We start from the raw sequence: 17,692 nt of genomic DNA on the forward strand, positions 1-17,692 counted from the left end.
ATCCCTCCTCAGGAGGCGACGCATGAGCGCAGTACAGCCGGCCCCGGTCGAGGACCAGGGTGCCGCACCCGGCAGCGAAGAGAAGCCGATCCACATCCTCTGGATCAACGCGGGTCTGAGCTGCGACGGAGACTCGGTGGCCCTGACCGCCGCCATGCAGCCCAGCATCGAGGAGATCGCCCTCGCGGGGCTGCCAGGGCTGCCCAGGATCGCGGTCCACTGGCCACTGATCGACTTCGAGTGCGGTCCGGTGGGCGGTGCCGACACGTTCATCGAGTGGTTCTTCAAGGGGGAGCGGGGCGAGATCGACCCCTTCGTGCTGGTCGTCGAGGGATCGATCCCGAACGAGGCCATCAAGCAGGAGGGCTACTGGAGCGGCTTCGGCGACGACCCGGAGACCGGTCAGCCCATCACCACCAGCGAGTGGATCGACCGGCTGGCCCCCAAGGCCCTCGCGGTGGTCGCGATCGGCACCTGCGCCACGTACGGCGGCATCCACGCCATGGCGGGGAACCCGACCGGCGCGATGGGTCTCCCGGACTATCTCGGCTGGGACTGGAAGTCGCACGCCGGGATCCCCATCGTGTGCGTGCCCGGCTGTCCCATCCAGCCGGACAACTTCGCGGAGACCCTGACCTACCTGCTCTATCAGGCGGCCGGCTCCGCGCCCATGATCCCGCTGGACGACAAGCTCCGTCCGACCTGGCTGTTCGGGGCGACCGTGCACGAGGGCTGCGACCGGGCCGGCTATTACGAGCAGGGCCAGTTCGCCTCCACGTACGACTCGCCCAAGTGCCTGGTCAAGCTCGGCTGCTGGGGGCCCGTCGTCAAGTGCAACGTCCCCAAGCGCGGCTGGATGAACGGTATCGGCGGCTGTCCGAACGTCGGCGGCATCTGCATCGCGTGCACCATGCCCGGATTCCCGGACAAGTTCATGCCGTTCATGGACGAACCCCCCGGCGGCAAGGTCTCCAGCACCGCCAGCGGCGTGTACGGCTCCGTCATCCGCCGCCTGCGGACCATCACGGCCAAGACCGTGGACAAGGAGCCGAAGTGGCGGCACACCGGCGAGCGCATCACCACCGGCTACCGGCCGCCCTGGTGACCGTGACGTCATCGCTCCACCCCCGCAGACCCTATCCATCCCACTGTTCGCGTAGTCGAAGAGTTGACGAAGGGCACCACAACGACCATGGCATCTCCGGCGAAGACGACGGGTGACGGCTCCGGACTGGTGGAGATGGCCTGGGATCCCATCACCCGGATCGTGGGCAGCCTCGGCATCCACACGAAGATCGATTTCAAGCAGAAGCGCGTCGCGGAGTGCTACAGCACGTCCTCCGTCTTCCGCGGCTACAGCGTCTTCATGCGGGGCAAGGACCCCCGCGACGCGCACTTCATCACCAGCCGCATCTGCGGCATCTGCGGTGACAACCACGCGACCTGCTCGGTGTACGCGCAGAACATGGCGTACGGCGTGAAGCCCCCGCACCTCGGCGAGTGGATCATCAACCTCGGCGAGTCCGCGGAGTACATGTTCGACCACAACATCTTCCAGGAGAACCTGGTCGGGGTCGACTACTGCGAGAAGATGGTCCGCGAGACCAATCCCGGAGTCCTGGAGCTGGCCGAGCGCACCGAGGCGCCGCACGCCGCCGAGCACGGCTACCGCACGATCGCGGACATCATGCGCTCCCTCAACCCCCTCGAAGGCGAGTTCTACCGGGAAGCGCTCCAGGTCAGCCGCTACACCCGGGAGATGTTCTGTCTCATGGAGGGGCGGCACGTCCACCCCTCCACCCTCTACCCCGGCGGTGTCGGCACGATCGCGTCCGTGCAGCTGTTCACCGACTACATGAGCCGCCTCATGCGCTACGTGGAGTTCATGAAGCGGGTCGTCCCGCTCCACGACGACCTCTTCGACTTCTTCTACGAGGCGCTGCCCGGCTACGAGGAGGTCGGCCGCCGCCGGGTGCTGCTCGGCTGCTGGGGCGCGCTCAACGACCCCGAGCACTGCGACTTCACCTACGCCAACATGACCGACTGGGGCCGGCGGATGTTCGTCACCCCCGGTGTCGTCGTCGACGGCAAGCTGGTGACCAACGACCTCACCGAGATCAACCTCGGCATCCGCATCCTGCTCGGCAGCTCGTACTACGAGGACTGGCAGGGCCAGGAGCAGTTCGTCACCCACGATCCGCTGGGCAACCCGGTCGACCCGCGTCACCCCTGGAACCAGCACACGATCCCGGCCCCGCAGAAGCGGAACTTCGACGACAAGTACAGCTGGGTCATGTCCCCGCGCTGGTTCGACGGCAAGGACCACCTGGCACTCGACACCGGCGGCGGTCCCATCGCGCGCCTGTGGTCCACCGCGCTCTCCGGCCTCGTCGACATCGGCTACGTCAAGGCCACCGGCCACAGCGTCGTCATCAACCTGCCCCGGACGATGACCAAGCCGGAGACCACCTTCGAGTGGAACATCCCGAAGTGGAGCAACGCCCTGGAGCGCAACCGCGCCCGGACCTACTTCCAGGCGTACGCGGCCGCCGTCGCCCTGCACTGCGCCGAGAAGGGCCTGGAGGAGGTCCGCGCCGGACGCACGCAGACGTGGGAGAAGTTCGAGGTGCCGGACGAGTCCATCGGTGTCGGCTTCACCGAGGCCGTACGGGGCGTCCTCTCGCACCACATGGTCATCAGGGACGGCAAGATCGCCAACTACCACCCCTATCCGCCGACGCCGTGGAACGCCTCCACACGGGACACGTTCGGAACCCCCGGTCCGTACGAGGACGCGGTGCAGAACACCCCGATCTTCGAGGAGAACACGCCCGAGAACTTCAAGGGCATCGACATCATGCGCGCCGTGCGCAGCTTCGACCCCTGCCTGCCGTGCGGCGTCCACATGTACACGGGCAACGGCAGGACCGTGAAGCAGATGCACGTGCCCACCGGCCTGAGCGGTCTGGCCGGATGAGCGCGACCACCGCCGAAGAGGCGGGCCGGCGGGTCGAGGAGGTCCTGGACCGGCTGGCCGAGAACGGCGACGCCGAGGCCTGCGCGGCCGCGGAGGAAGTCGTACGCGTCCTCATGGAGTTCTACGGCAGCGGCATCGCCCGCGTCGTCGAGCTCCTCGGGCGCCCCGCCGCCCGCCCGCCCGCCGACCCGCTGGGCCCGCTGCTCGCGGACGAACTCGTCGCAAGCCTCCTCACCCTGCACGGACTGCACCCCGAGGACGCGCCGACCCGCATCGACCGCGCCCTGTCCGCCCTGCCGCAGCCCGTGGAGAACGCCGGATTCGACCCGGCGACGGGCGTGCTGCGGCTGCGGGTCACCGCCTCGACCGGCTGCGGCTGCTCCGGCACCCAGGAGTCCGTACGTCAGGCGGCCGTGGACGCCCTCGCCTGCTTCGCCCCGGAGGTGACCGGCGTGGAGCTGGAGAGCGCCACCCCGCGCGAACCGGCGCTGCTTCAGATCGGCACCCGTCCGTCGCTCACGGGCGCGGACGGCCGCTCATCGGCCGCCCGGTGAACGGGCCGCCGAACAGCGTGGTGCGCCCCCCGGGGCCCATCGGCCTGCGCCGTTTCACCACCCCCCGACCGCCCCGCGAGGAGCGGTGCGAACTGTGCGGCGCCCCGCTGGCGGCCGAGGAGCGCCACCCGCATCTCGTCGACACGGACAAGCGGGCCCTGGTCTGCGCCTGCGGCCCGTGCGCGCAGCTCATGGACCGCTCCGCCGCCTCCCCGGGGCGGTTCCGGGCGGTCCCGGGCCGCTTCCTGAGCGACCCGGGCCACCGGATCGACGACCGGGCCTGGGAATCGTTGCGGATCCCGGTTTCGGTCGCGTTCTTCTTCCGCAACTCCGCCCTCGACAGGCCGGTGGTGCTCTACCCGAGCCCCGCCGGCGCCACCGAGAGCGAACCGGACGAAGAGGCCTGGCGGTCCGTCCTCGACGCCACCCGGCTCGCCGCCCACCTCGAACCCGACGTCGAGGCCCTGCTGCTGCGTCGCCACGAGGGCCGCACCGAGTGCTTCCTCGTGCCGATCGACCTCTGCTACGAACTGGTGGGCCGCATGAGACTGCACTGGCAGGGCTTCGACGGAGGCGCGGAGGCGCGGGCGGACCTCGACGACCTCTTCACCCACGTCCGCGGCCTGGCCCGCGAGCCGCAGGGGAGCCGGCCGTGACCGAGTTCTCCTTCGACTGCACGGACGTCCGCGCCGACGCCTACGCCGCCGGACCCACGCTCGTGTTCCGGCTGCGGATCACCGCCACCGGCGGCACCCGGGTCCACGCCATGGCCCTGCGCTGCCAGATCCGCGTGGAACCCGCCCGGCGCGGTTACGACGACCACGAGGCCGCAGCCCTGGGCGACCTCTTCGGCGAGCGCTCCCGGTGGGGCAGCAGCCTCAACCCGGTCCAGTTCGCCCACGCCTCCGTCATGGTGCCCGGCTTCACCGACGAGATCGAGACCGACCTGGTCGTGCCGTGCACCTACGACACCGACATCGCCGCGTCCCGCTACCTCCGGGCGCTCTCCGACGGCGACGTCCCGCTGCTCCTGCTCTTCTCCGGCACCGCCTTCACCGGCGCCGGCGGCTTCCACGTCGAGCCCGTTCCCTGGGACAAGGAGGTCTCCCACCGCATGCCCGTGAAGGTGTGGCGCGAGATGATCGACCAGCACTTCCCCGGCTGCGGATGGATCCGGCTCCCGGGCGACGCGATGGACGCCCTGCTCGCCTACCGCTCGCGCCGGGCCCTCCCGTCGTGGGAGGCCACCGTCGAGTCCCTGCTCGAAGCGGCGGGGGAGAGGACACGATGACCACCGTCGCCTTCCCTCCCGGCACCGAGGCACGGTTCGCCGTCGCCCGGCACGTCGCCGACGCCGTCCTCTTCGAGGGGTACGTCCTCTATCCGTACCGCGCGTCCGCCGCGAAGAACCGGCTCCGCTGGCAGTTCGGGGTCCTGGTGCCGCCGTCCTGGAGCGCCGCCACCGAGGAGCACGACTTCCAGCTCACCGAGTGCCTCATGGAGCCCAGGACCGGCGCCGAACTCGCCGTGGAGGTCCGTTTCCTGCGGGCCCAGCGGCGTACCGTCGAGGAACTCCGTGAGGACGGGACCTTCGCACCGACCGGCGAACTCCGGCTGGCCGACAGGGTCCTGGTGGCCTGGGACGAGGGCGTCGAGGAGCGCGTCACCCTCGTCGTCCCCGTCGCCGAACTGAGGGGCGACGGCACCGCCCTGCCCTTCGGCCGCCCCGCCGCCGAGGAGACGGAGGAGGTCACCGACACCGACGGACGCGTCCTCGGCCGACTCGTACGCCGCCGCGAGGAGATCCGCGGCACCCTGCGGATCTCGGCGGCCGAACTCGACGGCCCGTACCGCGTCGAGCGACTCTCGGTCACGGTGGAGAACACCAGCGACTGGACTGCCGGGCGGGACACCGACCGCCACGCGGCACTGCCGTACTCCCTCGTCGCCACCCACACGCTGCTCCGTGTCGACGGCGGCTCCTTCCTCTCGATGACCGACCCGCCGGAATGGGCCAAGGGTGCCGTCGCCGCCTGCCGCAACCTGCACACCTGGCCCGTCCTGGCCGGCGAACCCGGCCGCGACGACCTGATGCTCTCCTCACCGATCATCCTGGAGGACCACCCGGCCATCGCGCCCGAGAGTCCGGGAGCCCTCTACGACGCGACCGAGATCGACGAGATCCTGGCCCTGCGCACCGCGGCCCTCACCGACGAGGAGAAGCGCGAGGCCAGAGGGACCGACGCCCGCGCCGCGGCCGTGATCGAGCTGGCGGACACCATGCCGCCCGAAGTCCTGGAGCGTCTGCACGGAGCGGTACGCAGCCTCCAGAGCGTCACCGGGCCGCCGAAACCGGCCGACGACGTCCTCCGGCCGGAGACCCCCTGGTGGGACCCGGGCGGTGACGCCGGTGTCGATCCGGGCAGCGACCACGTCCTCGTCGACGGACGCGAGGTCCGCGCGGGCAGCAGGGTCGTCCTGCGCCCACGGCTGCGCCGCTCGGACGCCCAGGACCTGTTCCTCGACGGGCGCGGCGCCCTGGTCGAAGCGGTCCTCCACGACGTCGACGGCGGAGTCCACATCGCGGTGACCGTGGAGGACGACCCGGGCGCCGACATCCGCCGCGAACAGGGCCGGTTCCTCTACTTCCAGCCCGACGAGGTCGAAGCCCTGGAGGACCTGTGAACGGCCCGGCGCCCGACCCCCGGCCGGCCGGCGAGGCCCGCACCCTCGTGGCCGGGGTGGGCAACATCTTCCTCGGCGACGACGGCTTCGGCGTGGAGGCCCTGCGGCGGCTCGCCCGCGAGGAACTCCCCGCCTCCGTCGAGCTGGCCGACGTCGGGGTCCGGGGCGTCCATCTCGCCTACGAGCTCCTCGACGGCTGGGACACCCTCGTCCTCGTCGACGTCACCGCCCGCGGCGGTGAACCGGGGACGCTCTATCTGATCGACGCCTCGGCGACCGGCGACCGCGCCCGCGGCAGGGAACCCGCCCCGCTCGACGGCCACCGGATGACGCCCGACGCCGTCCTCGCCCTGCTCGACACCCTGTGCGCGGGAACCGGGGTCGCGCCGCCACGGCGGATCCTCGTCGTCGGCTGCGAACCGGCCTGCCTCGACGAGGGCATCGGGCTCAGCCCGCAGGTCGCCGCGGCCGTGCCCGAGGCGGTGCGCATGGTGACCGAACTGGTCCGTCAGGAAGCCGTCGTATGAAGACCGAAACGGAGAGCACCATGCAAAGGAACGTCCTCGGCGCCGCAGCCGCCGCCACCGCCGCCCTGGCCGTCGTGGCCGTCTTCGTCGGAGCCCTCCCCGACCTTCGGCGCTATCTGCGCATCAGGAGGATGTGACGCACCCACGGGGCCGGTGGCGGCGACTGCACCGAACGGACGACACCGCCGTCCGGTCCCGGCGTGCCGGGCGTGCCCCCGCCGCCCCCCGTTCTCTAATGGCGCCCGAGACCCACCCCCGCGCCCAGGACGGAGACCGATGCACGAGATGTCCCTCGCGGTCGCCGTCGTCGACCAGGTCGAGGCCGCGGCGAAGTCCCGCGGGGCCGTCGGCGTCAGCAGCATCGAACTGGACGTGGGCGAGCTGGCCGGCGTCGTCGCCGACGCCCTCGCCTTCTGCTTCGAGCTCGCCTGCGCCGGAACCGTCGTCGAGGGCGCCGAACTGATCACCCGTACCGTCCCGGGCACCGCGCGCTGCGCACCGTGCGCCGAGGACTGGGCGGTCGGCATGCCGCCCCGGCTGCTCTGTCCCGGCTGCGGCGCCGCAGCCGCCGAACTGGTCTCCGGCCGTGAACTCCAGATCCGGGAGGTCCGCTGGGCCGACCCCGAGGTCCGGGCGGGCCGCCGGGCCGACCCCGAGGCGCCGCGCGAAGAGCCTCGCCACCCGATCACCGAGGAGAGCTGAGCATGTGCCGAGCCGTCGACCTCCAGCGCGCCGTCCTCGCCAAGAACGACGCCGCGGCACACATCCTGCGCACCGAGCTGAGCGCCCGCGGCACCACCGTGGTCAACCTGCTCTCCAGCCCCGGCAGCGGCAAGACCGCCCTGCTGGAGCGCGAACTGCGTCTGGCCGGCGAACGGGGCGTCAGCGCCGCCGCGCTCACCGCCGACCTCGCCACCGAGAACGACGCCCGCCGCCTGGCCCGCTCGGGCGTCCCCGTCAAGCAAGTGCTCACGGACGGCCTCTGCCATCTGGAGGCCGACATGGTCGCCCGGCACCTCCACGACTGGCTGCCGGAGTCCACCCGGCTGCTCTTCGTCGAGAACGTCGGCAACCTCGTCTGCCCCGCCGGCTACGACCTCGGAGAGTCGCTCCGCGTCGTACTCGCCTCGGTCACCGAGGGGGAGGACAAGCCGCTCAAGTACCCCACCGCGTTCGGCCTCGCCCAACTGGTGATCGTCACCAAGACCGACATGGCCGGGGCCGCGGAGTTCGACGAGGCGGCCTTCCGCGCCCACGTGCAGCAGGTCAACCCCGGTGTCGAGGTCGTCCTCAGCTCGGTGCGCGACGGCAGGGGAGCCGGCGCGCTCCTCGACCGGGCCCTCGCCACGGCCGAGGGGAACCGCGTCCACACCCCGGTGATGGCCCGGGCCGGCGCGTGACCACGGCGCGGCCCGGAACCGCACCCGTCACAGGCCCGCGGCGCAGCCGTGTGGTCGTCCGCGGGGTCGTACAGGGCGTGGGCTTCCGGCCCTTCGTCTACGCCCTCGCCACCGGGCTGCGCCTGTCCGGCCACGTCACCAACACGGCGGACGGCGTCGTCGCGGAGGTCGAGGGAGACCCCGCGGCCGTCGCGACCTTCTGCGCCCGCCTCGCGCCCGATGCCCCGCCCCTGGCCCGGGTGGAGTCGGTCGAGGCGGCCGAGGTGACCGCGAGCGGCGGCAGCGGATTCACGATCGTGCCCTCCCGGCAGGGCGGCGCCGGCCGCACCCTCGTCCCGCCGGACACGGCCACCTGCGACGACTGCCTCGCGGAGCTCGCGGACCCGGCCGACCGACGGTATCTGCACCCCTTCATCACGTGCACCAACTGCGGCCCGCGGTTCACCATCGTCACGGGACTGCCCTACGACCGGGCCCACACCACCATGGCCGGCTTCCCGATGTGCCCGGACTGCGCCCGGGAGTACGCGGACCCGGCCGACCGGCGCTTCCACGCGCAGCCCGTCGCCTGCCCCCGCTGCGGGCCCCGGCTACGGCTGGTCACGGCGCCGGGCGGCCCCGCCCCCGGCGGTGCCGATCCGGCCTCCGACTCCGACGGGGCCGACCCCGGCCGTGACCCCGGCGATGATCCGGTCACCGCCGCCCGCAGGATGCTCGCCTCCGGCGCGATCCTCGCCGTCAAAGGCCTCGGCGGCTACCACCTGGCCTGCGACGCGACGAACCCCGACGCGGTGGCCGAACTGCGCCGCCGCAAGGCGCGCGGTGACAAACCGTTCGCGATGATGGCCGCGGACCTCGCCGACGTCGAGCCCCTCGTGCACCTCGGCCCCCTCGAACGCGAACTCCTCACCGGCGGCGTCCGGCCCGTCGTCCTGCTGCGCCGCCGCGACGACGCCCGCCCGCGCCACGGGGCCGCGCCCGCGCGGGCGGTGGCGCCGGGCAGCCCGGACCTCGGCTTCATGCTCCCGTACACCCCGGTGCACCATCTCCTCCTCGGCCTCGGCTCGGCGGACCGGGAAGGCCCCCGGTTGCTGGTGATGACCAGCGGCAATCTCGCGGGCGAACCCATCGTCACGGACGACGCGGAGGCCCTGACACGGCTCGCCGGTCTGGCGGACGCCTGGCTGCTGCACGACCGGCCCATCCACGTGCCCTGTGACGACTCGGTCGTCCGCGTCTGCGACGGCGAACAGCTGACGCTGCGCCGCTCCCGGGGCTATGCGCCGCTGCCGGTCGCGCTGCCCGTCGAGGTCGCCCCCGCCCTCGCCGTCGGAGGAGACCTGAAGAACACCTTCTGCCTCGGCGACGGGCGCCAGGCCTGGCTCTCCGCCCACATCGGCGACATGGACGACCTCGCCACCCAGCTCGCCCTCGCCTCCGCCGAGCGGCAGCTGGAGTCCGTCACGGGCGTACGGCCCGGACTGCTCGCCGCCGACCGCCATCCCGCCTACCGGTCCGCCCGCTGGGCCGGCGAACACGCGGCGGGACGGCCCGTCGTCCCCGTACAGCACCACCACGCGCACGTCGCGGCGGCGATGGCCGAGAACGGTCTCGACGGCACGCGTCCGGTGATCGGCGTGGCCTTCGACGGCACCGGCTACGGTCTCGACGGCGCCGTGTGGGGCGGTGAGTTCCTCCTCGCGGACTACACCGGGTTCGAGCGGTTCGCGCACCTGGCCTACGTGCCCCTGCCCGGCGGCGACGCGGCCGTACGGCGACCGTACCGCATGGCGCTGTCCCACCTGAGGGCCGCGGGCCTCGCCGCCGACCGTGCCCTGCCCTGCACACGAGCCTGTGCGCCCGGAGAACTTCCCGTCCTGGAGAGGCAGTTGGCGCGCGGGCTGAACTGCGTGCCCACGTCCAGCATGGGGCGCCTGTTCGATGCCGTCTCGTCCCTCGTGGGGATCTGCCATCACGCGGGATACGAGGCGCAGGCCGCGATCGAGCTGGAGGCCGCGGCCCTGCGCGCCCCCGATGCGGCGGAGGACGGACGCTACGCCTTCCGGCTCGGCCCGCCGCGGGCCGGCGCCCCGCTGGCCGCCGACCCCGCGCCCCTTCTGACGGCGGTGGCCGCCGACGTACTGGAGGGGACTTCCGCGGCCGTCGTCGCGGCGCGGTTCCACCGCGCCGTGGCCCGGCTGGTGCGTACGGTCTGCGCCGCCGCCCGCGGCGAGACCGGCGTGGAGACCGTCGCCCTGACCGGAGGGGTGTTCGCCAACACGGTGCTCTCCTCTGCCTGCGCCGAAGGGCTTCGGGAAGACGGCTTCACCGTGCTGCGCCACCACTCGATCCCGCCGAACGACGGCGGTCTGGCTCTCGGCCAGCTCGTCGTGGCCGCCAGGACCACGGACCGGGCGGCCTCCGGCACGCCACGACGAGAGCGACAGTGAGGAGACACCCATGTGCCTGGCGGTACCCGGAAAAGTGCTGGCCGTCGAGGACCGGGACGGCACCCGCATGGCCACGGTCGACTTCGGCGGCGTGGTCAAGGAGGTGTGCCTTGAGTACCTGCCGGACCTGAAGCCGGGTGAGTACGCCATCGTGCACGTGGGCTTCGCCCTCCAGAGGCTCGACGAGGAGTCGGCCAAGCGGACGCTGGAGCTGTTCGAGACCCTCGGCCTGCTCCAGGAGGAGTTCGGCGACCCGTGGGAGGCCGCCGAGGCCGCGGTGAGCGAGTGGCAGACGCAGGACGACGTTCAGGGAGAGGTGCGGTCGTGAAGTACATCGACGAGTTCCAGAACCCGGACCTGGCGGGCCGGCTGCTCGCCGAGATCCGCGCGACGGTGACCCGCCCCTGGGCCCTGATGGAAGTCTGCGGCGGCCAGACCCACAGCATCATCCGGCACGGCATCGACCAGCTCCTGCCCCCCGAGATCGAGCTGATCCACGGCCCGGGCTGTCCGGTCTGCGTCACCCCGCTGGAGATGATCGACAAGGCCCTGGAGATCGCTTCCCGGCCTGGGGTGATCTTCTGCTCCTTCGGCGACATGCTCCGCGTGCCCGGCACGGGCCGCGACCTGTTCCAGGTCCGCGGGCAGGGCGGCGACGTCAGAGTGGTCTACTCCCCGCTCGACGCGCTGCGCATCGCCGAGCAGAACCCGGACCGGGAGGTGGTCTTCTTCGGCATCGGCTTCGAGACCACGGCGCCGCCCAACGCGATGACGGTCCACCAGGCGCGCAGGCGGAACATCCGTAACTTCAGCCTGCTCGTGTCCCATGTCCGCGTCCCCCCGGCGATCGAGGCGATCATGCGGTCCCCGGACTGCCGCGTCCAGGGCTTCCTCGCCGCCGGCCACGTCTGCAGCGTGATGGGCACGGCCGAGTACCCCGAACTCGCACAGCGCCACCAGGTGCCGATCGTGGTCACCGGATTCGAGCCGCTGGACATCCTGGAAGGCGTACGCAGGACCGTGCTGCAGCTGGAGCGGGGCGAGCACAGGGTCGAGAACGCCTATCAGCGCGCCGTGACGGCCGAGGGCAATCCGGCGGCACAGGCGATGCTGAGCGACGTCTTCGAGATCACCGACCGGGCCTGGCGCGGCATCGGCGTCATCCCGGACAGCGGCTGGCGCCTGTCCGAACGCTACCGTGACCACGACGCCGAGCACCGCTTCTCCGTCGAGGGAATCGACACCCGCGAGCCCGCCGAGTGCCGCAGCGGCGAAGTCCTCCAGGGCCTGCTGAAACCGAACGAGTGCGAGGCCTTCGGCACCACCTGCACGCCCCGCTCCCCGCTCGGCGCCACGATGGTGTCCAGCGAGGGCGCCTGCGCCGCCTACTACCTCTACCGGCGGCTCGACGCGGCGACCCCGGGACAGCGACCTCCCGCGCCGGCCCGCGCGGCCTCCGGCACCCCGTCCCCGGTCACCGCTTCCCTGGAGGGCAGCCCCCTTGCCTGACACCGTCAGCACCACCCCGGCGGTCGACGCCGCGCAGCCGGCACCCGACATGCTCGCCTGGACCTGCCCGGCGCCACTGCGCGACCAGTCACGCATCGTCATGGGCCACGGCGGCGGAGGCACCCTGTCCGCCGAGCTGATCGAGCACGTCTTCGCGCCCGCCTACGGAGGACCGGCCCTCGCACACACCGCCGACGCGGCCGAGATCCGGATCGGCGGCGCCCGCCTCGCGTTCTCCACGGACTCCTTCGTGGTGCGCCCCCTGTTCTTCCCCGGCGGCAGCATCGGCGACCTCGCCGTCAACGGCACCGTGAACGACCTCGCCATGAGCGGCGCCCGGGCGAGCCACCTCTCCTGCGGCTTCATCCTGGAGGAAGGCGTCGAGACCGACGTGGTCGCCCGCGTCGCGCGAGCCCTCGGTGCGGCGGCGCGCACGGCCGGCGTCCAGGTCGTCACCGGTGACACCAAGGTCGTGGAGGCCGGTCACGGCGACGGCGTCTACATCAACACCTCGGGGATCGGGCTGATCCCCGACGGAGTCGACCTGCGCCCGCAACGGGTGGTGCCCGGAGACGTGGTGATCGTCAGCGGCCCGATCGGCATGCACGGCGTGGCGATCATGAGCGTGCGGGAAGGCCTCGAATTCGGAGTCGAGATCAACAGCGACTGCGCACCGCTCGGCGGCCTCGTGGAGGCGATGCTCGCCGTCACGAAGGACCTGCACGTGCTGCGCGACCCCACGCGCGGGGGCCTGGCCGCCTCGCTGAACGAGATCGCTGCGGCGTCGGGCACGGGAGTCGTCATCCAGGAGCGTGCCGTTCCGGTGCCCGAAGCGGTCGGCAATGCCTGCGCGGTGCTCGGACTCGACCCCATGTACGTGGCGAACGAGGGCAAGCTCGTGGCCTTCGTCCCGCGTGACCACGCCGACGCCGTACTGGCCGCGATGCGCGCCCACCCCCTGGGCACCGAAGCGGCGGTGATCGGCGAGGCGGTCGAGACCCACCCGGGCATGGTGGTGGCCCGTACCGGACTCGGGGGCACGCGCGTCGTGGACATGCCGCTCGGAGAGCAGCTGCCGCGGATCTGCTGAGCTCAGGCCCGGCGGCCGCGTCGCGCACGGGAGGTGTCGAGGGTCCACATGTGGGTGCAGTTCGGGCACTGCAGGTGGACCCGGAGCCCGTTGTTCCCGATCAGATAGCGCCAGTGACTCCGGCAGTTCCGGCGGTCCAGACAGGTCCCGCAGTCGCGGGCGTCGTCGCAGCCCGGGCACGCGACCCAGGCCCGCCGAGCCGGGTCGGCGTGGGGATCAAGCGGAAGACGCACGGCCTGGCGCCTCCCCGGGCAGCACACCGGCCGCGACCAGCATCGCGTGAAGCCTCTGCTGCTCCTCGTCCAGGCCCGAGTACAGCAGGGCGTGCGCCGCCTCCTCCTCACGCAGAACGGCGACGGGATCCCAGTCGGGCCCGAGGGCCGCCACGACCCCGGCACGCCGACGCGCCTCCTCGACGGTGAGGTCGATGCTGAAGCCGACCAGGTCGGAACGGGGGTCGGGCTCGTGGTTCATGGGCGGGGCTTTCGGGGGGGAATCGAACGCGTACGCCATCACGTCTACCAGAGCGCACAGCGCGTACGGAAGTGTCCGACCTGCCTTCGACGGCCCCTGTGGCGCACCTCATGCCGACCACGTGGAGGCCGCTGTGGGACGGCACGGCCGCAGCCGTCCGACGGACCCCGCGCATCGAGCCGGAGGACCACGGGATGGGCCGGTCCCGCGGCGGCTCCACCATCAAGATCCATCGATGCCCCTCCGCCCCACCGTGCGCGCAGGGCTCTTCACCCAGCACGTCCGCCCGTCCCGCACCCCGCGTTCCCGGCGGCAGCAGTCGGCCTCGGTGAGGACGGGAAGGGTGCCGGGCAGACGCCCGGCACCCATGACCGACAGCCGCGGTGGGAGTCAGCTCACCGGTGCCGCCCGGCAGCCGCTGCGACGTCGAGAAGACGCTGCACGGCGGCGGAGGTGTTCGTCATCCGGACGCGGCGGTGAGGGCCGGTCCAGCTGTCCAGCAAGGCCAGGAGACCGGAGTCGGCGAAAGTCACGCGGGAGGTGTCCAGAACCAGACCGCGGAAGCCGTGGGCGGCGGCGAGTATCTCGCGAACGGGCGCGACGCTGTAGTGGTCGACCTCACCGGCCAGGTGAACGACCAGCGTGTCACCGACCGGAGCGCAGGAAGGGAGGACTATGGCGCAGGGCGCGGTGTCGGCGCCCGTGTCATGCCGGTCGGTGTCGTGGGCCAGTATCGGGCTGGTAGTCGATGTACTCACGCACCATCAACCGGCGCTCGCCCGGGTCGGGCAACGAGCGATCGCGTTCGTTCACCCCCGGGCGACGCGAAGATCCCCACTGCGGGGGAAATCGGCCACCCATCCGAGCCAATCCGTCGGCCGCGGCCGTACCCCCGTTCACGTCAGGACGGGAGCCACGCCCGCCAGGTGGACTCGTTGTCCTTCACCCATCGGCCGGCCGCCTCCTGCGGCGACAGCCTCTGTTCGGCGATCATCAAGGCGACGTCGTTCTGCATGTCGGTCGTCCACCGGAACCTCTTCAGGAAGACGGCGGCGTCGCCCCCGCCCTCGGCGAAGCGGGCGTTGAAGAACTTCTGCAGCGGCGTGTGCGGGTACGCGCAGGACACCTTCTCCGGGTCGGCGTCACAGCCCTCCTCGTAGGCCGGCAGCTTCACCTCCGTCATCGGGACCTTCTCGAACAGCCACTGGGGTTTGTACCAGTAGGTCAGGAACGGCCTGTGCTCCTTGGCGAACTGCTTGATCTGGGTGATCTGCGCGGCTTCCGAGCCCGCGAACACGACCTGGTAGTCGAGGCCGAGGTTGTCCACGAGCGCCTTGTCGTTCGTGACGTAGGACGGGGAGCCGTCCATCAGCTGGCCCTTGCCGCCGCTTTCCGCGGTGCGGAACGCATCGGCGTACTTGTTCAGGTTCTTCCAGTCGGTGACGTCCGGGTGCTGCTCGGCGAAGTACGTGGGCACGAACCAGCCGATGTGACCGGTCACCCCGAGATCGCCGCCCCGTTCGATCGTCCCCTTGTCGTCGATGTACCGCTTCTCCTGGTCCGGGTGGCCCCAGTCCTCCAGGATGGCGTCGACCCGGCCCTGGCTGAGCGCGTCCCAGGCCGGCACCTCGTCGATCTGGACGGTGTCGACCCGGTAGCCGAGCTCGTGCTCCAGCAGGTACTGGGCGACGGCGACGTTGGCCTGCGCACCCACCCATGACTGTACGGACAGCGTCACCGTGCGGGAGCCTTCGGCGGCGGCGTACGGGGAGGCCTGGCGGGTCATGTCCGCTGCGCCGCAGCCGGTGAGTGCCGTCAGCGCGACGGCGGCCGCGAGAGCGGCGAGACGTGTGCGAGCCATCTCAGGCCCCCTTTCCGGTGAGCTCACGGCGTTCCGTGGGCTGGGTCACCCGGTCCAGCGCCAGACCGAGGCAGACGATCGCCGCACCGGCGACCAGACCGGTCGCCAGGTCGCCCCGGGCGAGACCGAAGACCGCGTCGTAGCCGAGTGCGCCGCCGCCCACGAGGCCGCCGATGACGACCACGGCGAGGACGAGCACGACCCCCTGGTTCACGGCGAGCAGCAGCGCGGGCCGGGCCAGCGGCAGCTGGACCTGGAGGAGCTGCTGACGGCCGGTCGCTCCGAGCGACCGGGCGGACTCCAGGACCGCAGGGTCCACGGCGCGTACGCCCTGGGCGGTGATCCGCACCACCGCGGGCAGCGCGTAGACCACGGCGGCCGCGACCGCCGGGGCGCGGCCCACTCCGAACAGGGCGACCACGGGGATCAGGTACACGAACTGCGGCAGCGTCTGGAAGACGTCGAGCACCGGACGGAGCACGCGCCCCAGCCGGGTGCCACGGGCCGCGGCGACCCCGAGGGCGACGCCGAGCACCAGGGTCACGGCGACGGCCGCCAGGACCTGGGACAGCGTGTCGAGCGCAGGGGTCCAGACCCCGAGCACACCGATCACGCCCATCGCGAGGACGGCGGTCGCCGCGGTGCGCCAGGTGCCGATGAGCAGGGCGAGCGCGCCGACGCCCAGGAGGACCGCCCACCAGGGCAACCACTGGAGCCCGTCCCGCAGCGGGTTGAGGACCCAGGTGGTGAACCGCCCCGCCCAGTCGGCGGTGCCCCCGACGACAGGCACGCCGGAGTAGAGGTGGGCGGTCATCCAGTCCACGGCCCGGTTGGCGGGCTCGGCGACGTCCACCGTCCACGCGGCGGGCCAGGACAGGCGGCCGGACAGGCGCCCGGTGACCGCGACGGCGGCGGTCGCCACGAGGGCGACGGCCCAGCCCAGCCCGGCGCGGGGGACCGGCGGCGCACCGATCCGCGCTCCCGCCGCGGCGGTGACGCGGTCCAGGACGACGGCGAGCAGCACGACCGGCACACCGGCGGTGAGCGCGGCACCGACGTCGACCGAGGCCAGCGCCTGGTACACGCGGTCGCCGAGGCCGCCCGCGCCGATGACGGAAGCGATCACGGCCATGCCGAGGGCCATCATGATCGACTGGTTGACACCGAGCATCAGCTCCTTGCGGGCCAGGGGCAACCGGGCGGTCAGCAGCCGCTGCCTCGCGCCGGCGCCGAGGGACGCGACCGCCTCCATGACACCGGCGTCCGCGCCGCGCAGTCCGAGCGCGGTGAGCCGGGCCATGGGCGGGGCGGCGTAGACGACGGTCGCCAGGACGGCCGCGGGCACGCCGATGCCGAAGACCAGGACGACGGGCAGCAGGTACGCGAAGGCCGGCAGCACCTGCATGGTGTCGAGGACCGGCCGCAGGATCCGGTGCATCCGGTCCGACAGGCCCGCGGCGAGTCCGAGGAGACCACCGAGCAGCACCGACGCTGCGACGGCCACCGCCATCAGTGCGAGCGTCTGCATGGTGGGTACCCACATGCCGAGAAGTCCGCACACGGCGAAGGCGGCGACGGAGGCCAGCGCGAGCCGGACACCGGCGACACGCCAGGCCACCAGGCCGGCGGCCGCGATGACGCCGGCCCACCCGGCGGCCAGCAGCGCCAGGTACACCGCGCGGACCGACACGACCACCAGGTCGCTCACGTGGCCGAGGAAGTAGAGGAACAGCGGGTGGCTGTCGCGGTTGTCGATGATCCAGTCGCTGCCGCGCCCGAGCGGCGCCGACACGTCGACGGTCAGCGCTCCCGGCCAGCCGCCGCCCCCCAGGAGGACGGCGCCGAGGAGCAGGCCGAGGGCCGTGACGACGCCGACCAGGCGGCCGCGGTGCCGTGCGAGCGCGCGCAGCGCGCCGGGCCGGGTGTCACCGGTCGCGGCGCCGCCGGCGCCGGCAGCACCGGTGGCCGTCCGGCCGGAAGGGGTGGGGGTGACGGTCACGGTCATCGCACCCACCGCCCCGGGCCGCGCGTCCGGCCCGCGGGCCGGACGGGACGGCGGCGGCCGGCGTCCCCGCCGGCCGGAGCGACGCCGGCGTGTCCGGCGCCGTGGCCGAAGGACGGGCGGGGGTGTCCGCTGCCGCGGCGCTCTCCCCGGGCGCCGGCAC

Annotated in this window: 18 protein-coding genes; 14 read left to right on the forward strand and 4 right to left on the reverse strand. The window is 72.5% G+C overall.

The window, feature by feature from the left end; translation table 11 throughout:
• Positions 1–22 precede the first annotated feature (22 nt).
• From AC067A_RS18290 to hypE, 14 genes are all read left to right on the forward strand, one after another.
• Positions 23–1,105, forward strand: a complete 1,083-nt coding sequence (locus AC067A_RS18290) for an NADH-quinone oxidoreductase subunit B family protein (RefSeq protein WP_479243486.1) — start codon at positions 23–25, stop codon at positions 1,103–1,105.
• A gap of 87 nt (positions 1,106–1,192) precedes the next feature.
• Positions 1,193–2,977, forward strand: coding sequence for a nickel-dependent hydrogenase large subunit (locus AC067A_RS18295; RefSeq protein WP_479243487.1), 1,785 nt, complete (start codon positions 1,193–1,195; stop codon positions 2,975–2,977).
• Positions 2,974–3,531 carry a hypothetical protein gene (locus AC067A_RS18300; protein ID WP_479243488.1) on the forward strand — a complete coding sequence of 186 codons (558 nt, stop codon included), beginning with the start codon at positions 2,974–2,976 and terminating at the stop codon, positions 3,529–3,531. Before AC067A_RS18295 ends, AC067A_RS18300 begins: the two co-directional genes overlap by 4 nt.
• Complete coding sequence (locus AC067A_RS18305; RefSeq protein ID WP_479243489.1) at positions 3,528–4,187, forward strand: DUF5947 family protein; 660 nt, start codon at positions 3,528–3,530, stop codon at positions 4,185–4,187. The genes AC067A_RS18300 and AC067A_RS18305 overlap by 4 nt, the downstream gene beginning before the upstream one ends.
• Positions 4,184–4,822, forward strand: a complete 639-nt coding sequence (locus tag AC067A_RS18310) for a DUF6084 family protein (protein WP_479243490.1) — start codon at positions 4,184–4,186, stop codon at positions 4,820–4,822. The genes AC067A_RS18305 and AC067A_RS18310 overlap by 4 nt, the downstream gene beginning before the upstream one ends.
• Positions 4,819–6,216: a hypothetical protein gene (locus tag AC067A_RS18315; RefSeq protein WP_479243491.1), complete on the forward strand. Its 1,398-nt coding sequence runs from the start codon at positions 4,819–4,821 to the stop codon at positions 6,214–6,216. Before AC067A_RS18310 ends, AC067A_RS18315 begins: the two co-directional genes overlap by 4 nt.
• The gene (locus AC067A_RS18320; protein WP_479243492.1) at positions 6,213–6,743 is read left to right on the forward strand and encodes a hydrogenase maturation protease; all 531 of its coding nucleotides are present in this window, start codon (positions 6,213–6,215) and stop codon (positions 6,741–6,743) included. Before AC067A_RS18315 ends, AC067A_RS18320 begins: the two co-directional genes overlap by 4 nt.
• Positions 6,740–6,880 (forward strand): DUF6893 family small protein, encoded by a 141-nt coding sequence (locus AC067A_RS18325; protein WP_479243493.1) that lies wholly within the window; start codon positions 6,740–6,742, stop codon positions 6,878–6,880. The genes AC067A_RS18320 and AC067A_RS18325 overlap by 4 nt, the downstream gene beginning before the upstream one ends.
• 139 nt (positions 6,881–7,019) lie before the next feature.
• Positions 7,020–7,445, forward strand: a complete 426-nt coding sequence (locus tag AC067A_RS18330) for a hydrogenase maturation nickel metallochaperone HypA/HybF (protein WP_479243494.1) — start codon at positions 7,020–7,022, stop codon at positions 7,443–7,445.
• A gap of 2 nt (positions 7,446–7,447) precedes the next feature.
• Positions 7,448–8,143, forward strand: coding sequence for a hydrogenase nickel incorporation protein HypB (hypB, locus tag AC067A_RS18335; protein WP_479243495.1), 696 nt, complete (start codon positions 7,448–7,450; stop codon positions 8,141–8,143).
• The gene (gene hypF / locus AC067A_RS18340) at positions 8,140–10,593 is read left to right on the forward strand and encodes a carbamoyltransferase HypF (RefSeq protein WP_479243496.1); all 2,454 of its coding nucleotides are present in this window, start codon (positions 8,140–8,142) and stop codon (positions 10,591–10,593) included. The genes hypB and hypF overlap by 4 nt, the downstream gene beginning before the upstream one ends.
• Before the next feature lie 10 nt (positions 10,594–10,603).
• Positions 10,604–10,921: a HypC/HybG/HupF family hydrogenase formation chaperone gene (locus tag AC067A_RS18345; protein ID WP_479243497.1), complete on the forward strand. Its 318-nt coding sequence runs from the start codon at positions 10,604–10,606 to the stop codon at positions 10,919–10,921.
• Positions 10,918–12,102, forward strand: a complete 1,185-nt coding sequence (gene hypD, locus AC067A_RS18350) for a hydrogenase formation protein HypD (RefSeq protein ID WP_479243498.1) — start codon at positions 10,918–10,920, stop codon at positions 12,100–12,102. Before AC067A_RS18345 ends, hypD begins: the two co-directional genes overlap by 4 nt.
• Before the next feature lie 49 nt (positions 12,103–12,151).
• Complete coding sequence (hypE, locus tag AC067A_RS18355; RefSeq protein ID WP_479243664.1) at positions 12,152–13,192, forward strand: hydrogenase expression/formation protein HypE; 1,041 nt, start codon at positions 12,152–12,154, stop codon at positions 13,190–13,192.
• Between the two features lie 216 nt (positions 13,193–13,408).
• Here hypE and AC067A_RS18360 read toward each other — a convergent pair whose 3' ends face one another.
• The 4 genes from AC067A_RS18360 to AC067A_RS18375 form a co-directional block, all read right to left on the reverse strand.
• On the reverse strand, positions 13,409–13,666 hold the full coding sequence (locus tag AC067A_RS18360) for a DUF6400 family protein (RefSeq protein WP_479243499.1): 258 nt from the start codon (positions 13,664–13,666) through the stop codon (positions 13,409–13,411).
• A gap of 395 nt (positions 13,667–14,061) precedes the next feature.
• Entirely contained in the window at positions 14,062–14,424 is a 363-nt protein-coding gene (locus AC067A_RS18365) for an STAS domain-containing protein (protein ID WP_479243500.1), read from the reverse strand.
• A 143-nt stretch (positions 14,425–14,567) separates the two neighbouring features.
• Entirely contained in the window at positions 14,568–15,527 is a 960-nt protein-coding gene (locus tag AC067A_RS18370; RefSeq protein ID WP_479243501.1) for an ABC transporter substrate-binding protein, read from the reverse strand.
• A gap of 1 nt (position 15,528) precedes the next feature.
• On the reverse strand, positions 15,529–17,532 hold the full coding sequence (locus AC067A_RS18375; RefSeq protein WP_479243502.1) for an ABC transporter permease subunit: 2,004 nt from the start codon (positions 17,530–17,532) through the stop codon (positions 15,529–15,531).
• Between the last annotated feature and the right edge of the window lie 160 nt (positions 17,533–17,692).

The sequence above is a fragment of the Streptomyces sp. NPDC043176 genome, assembly GCF_056436715.1.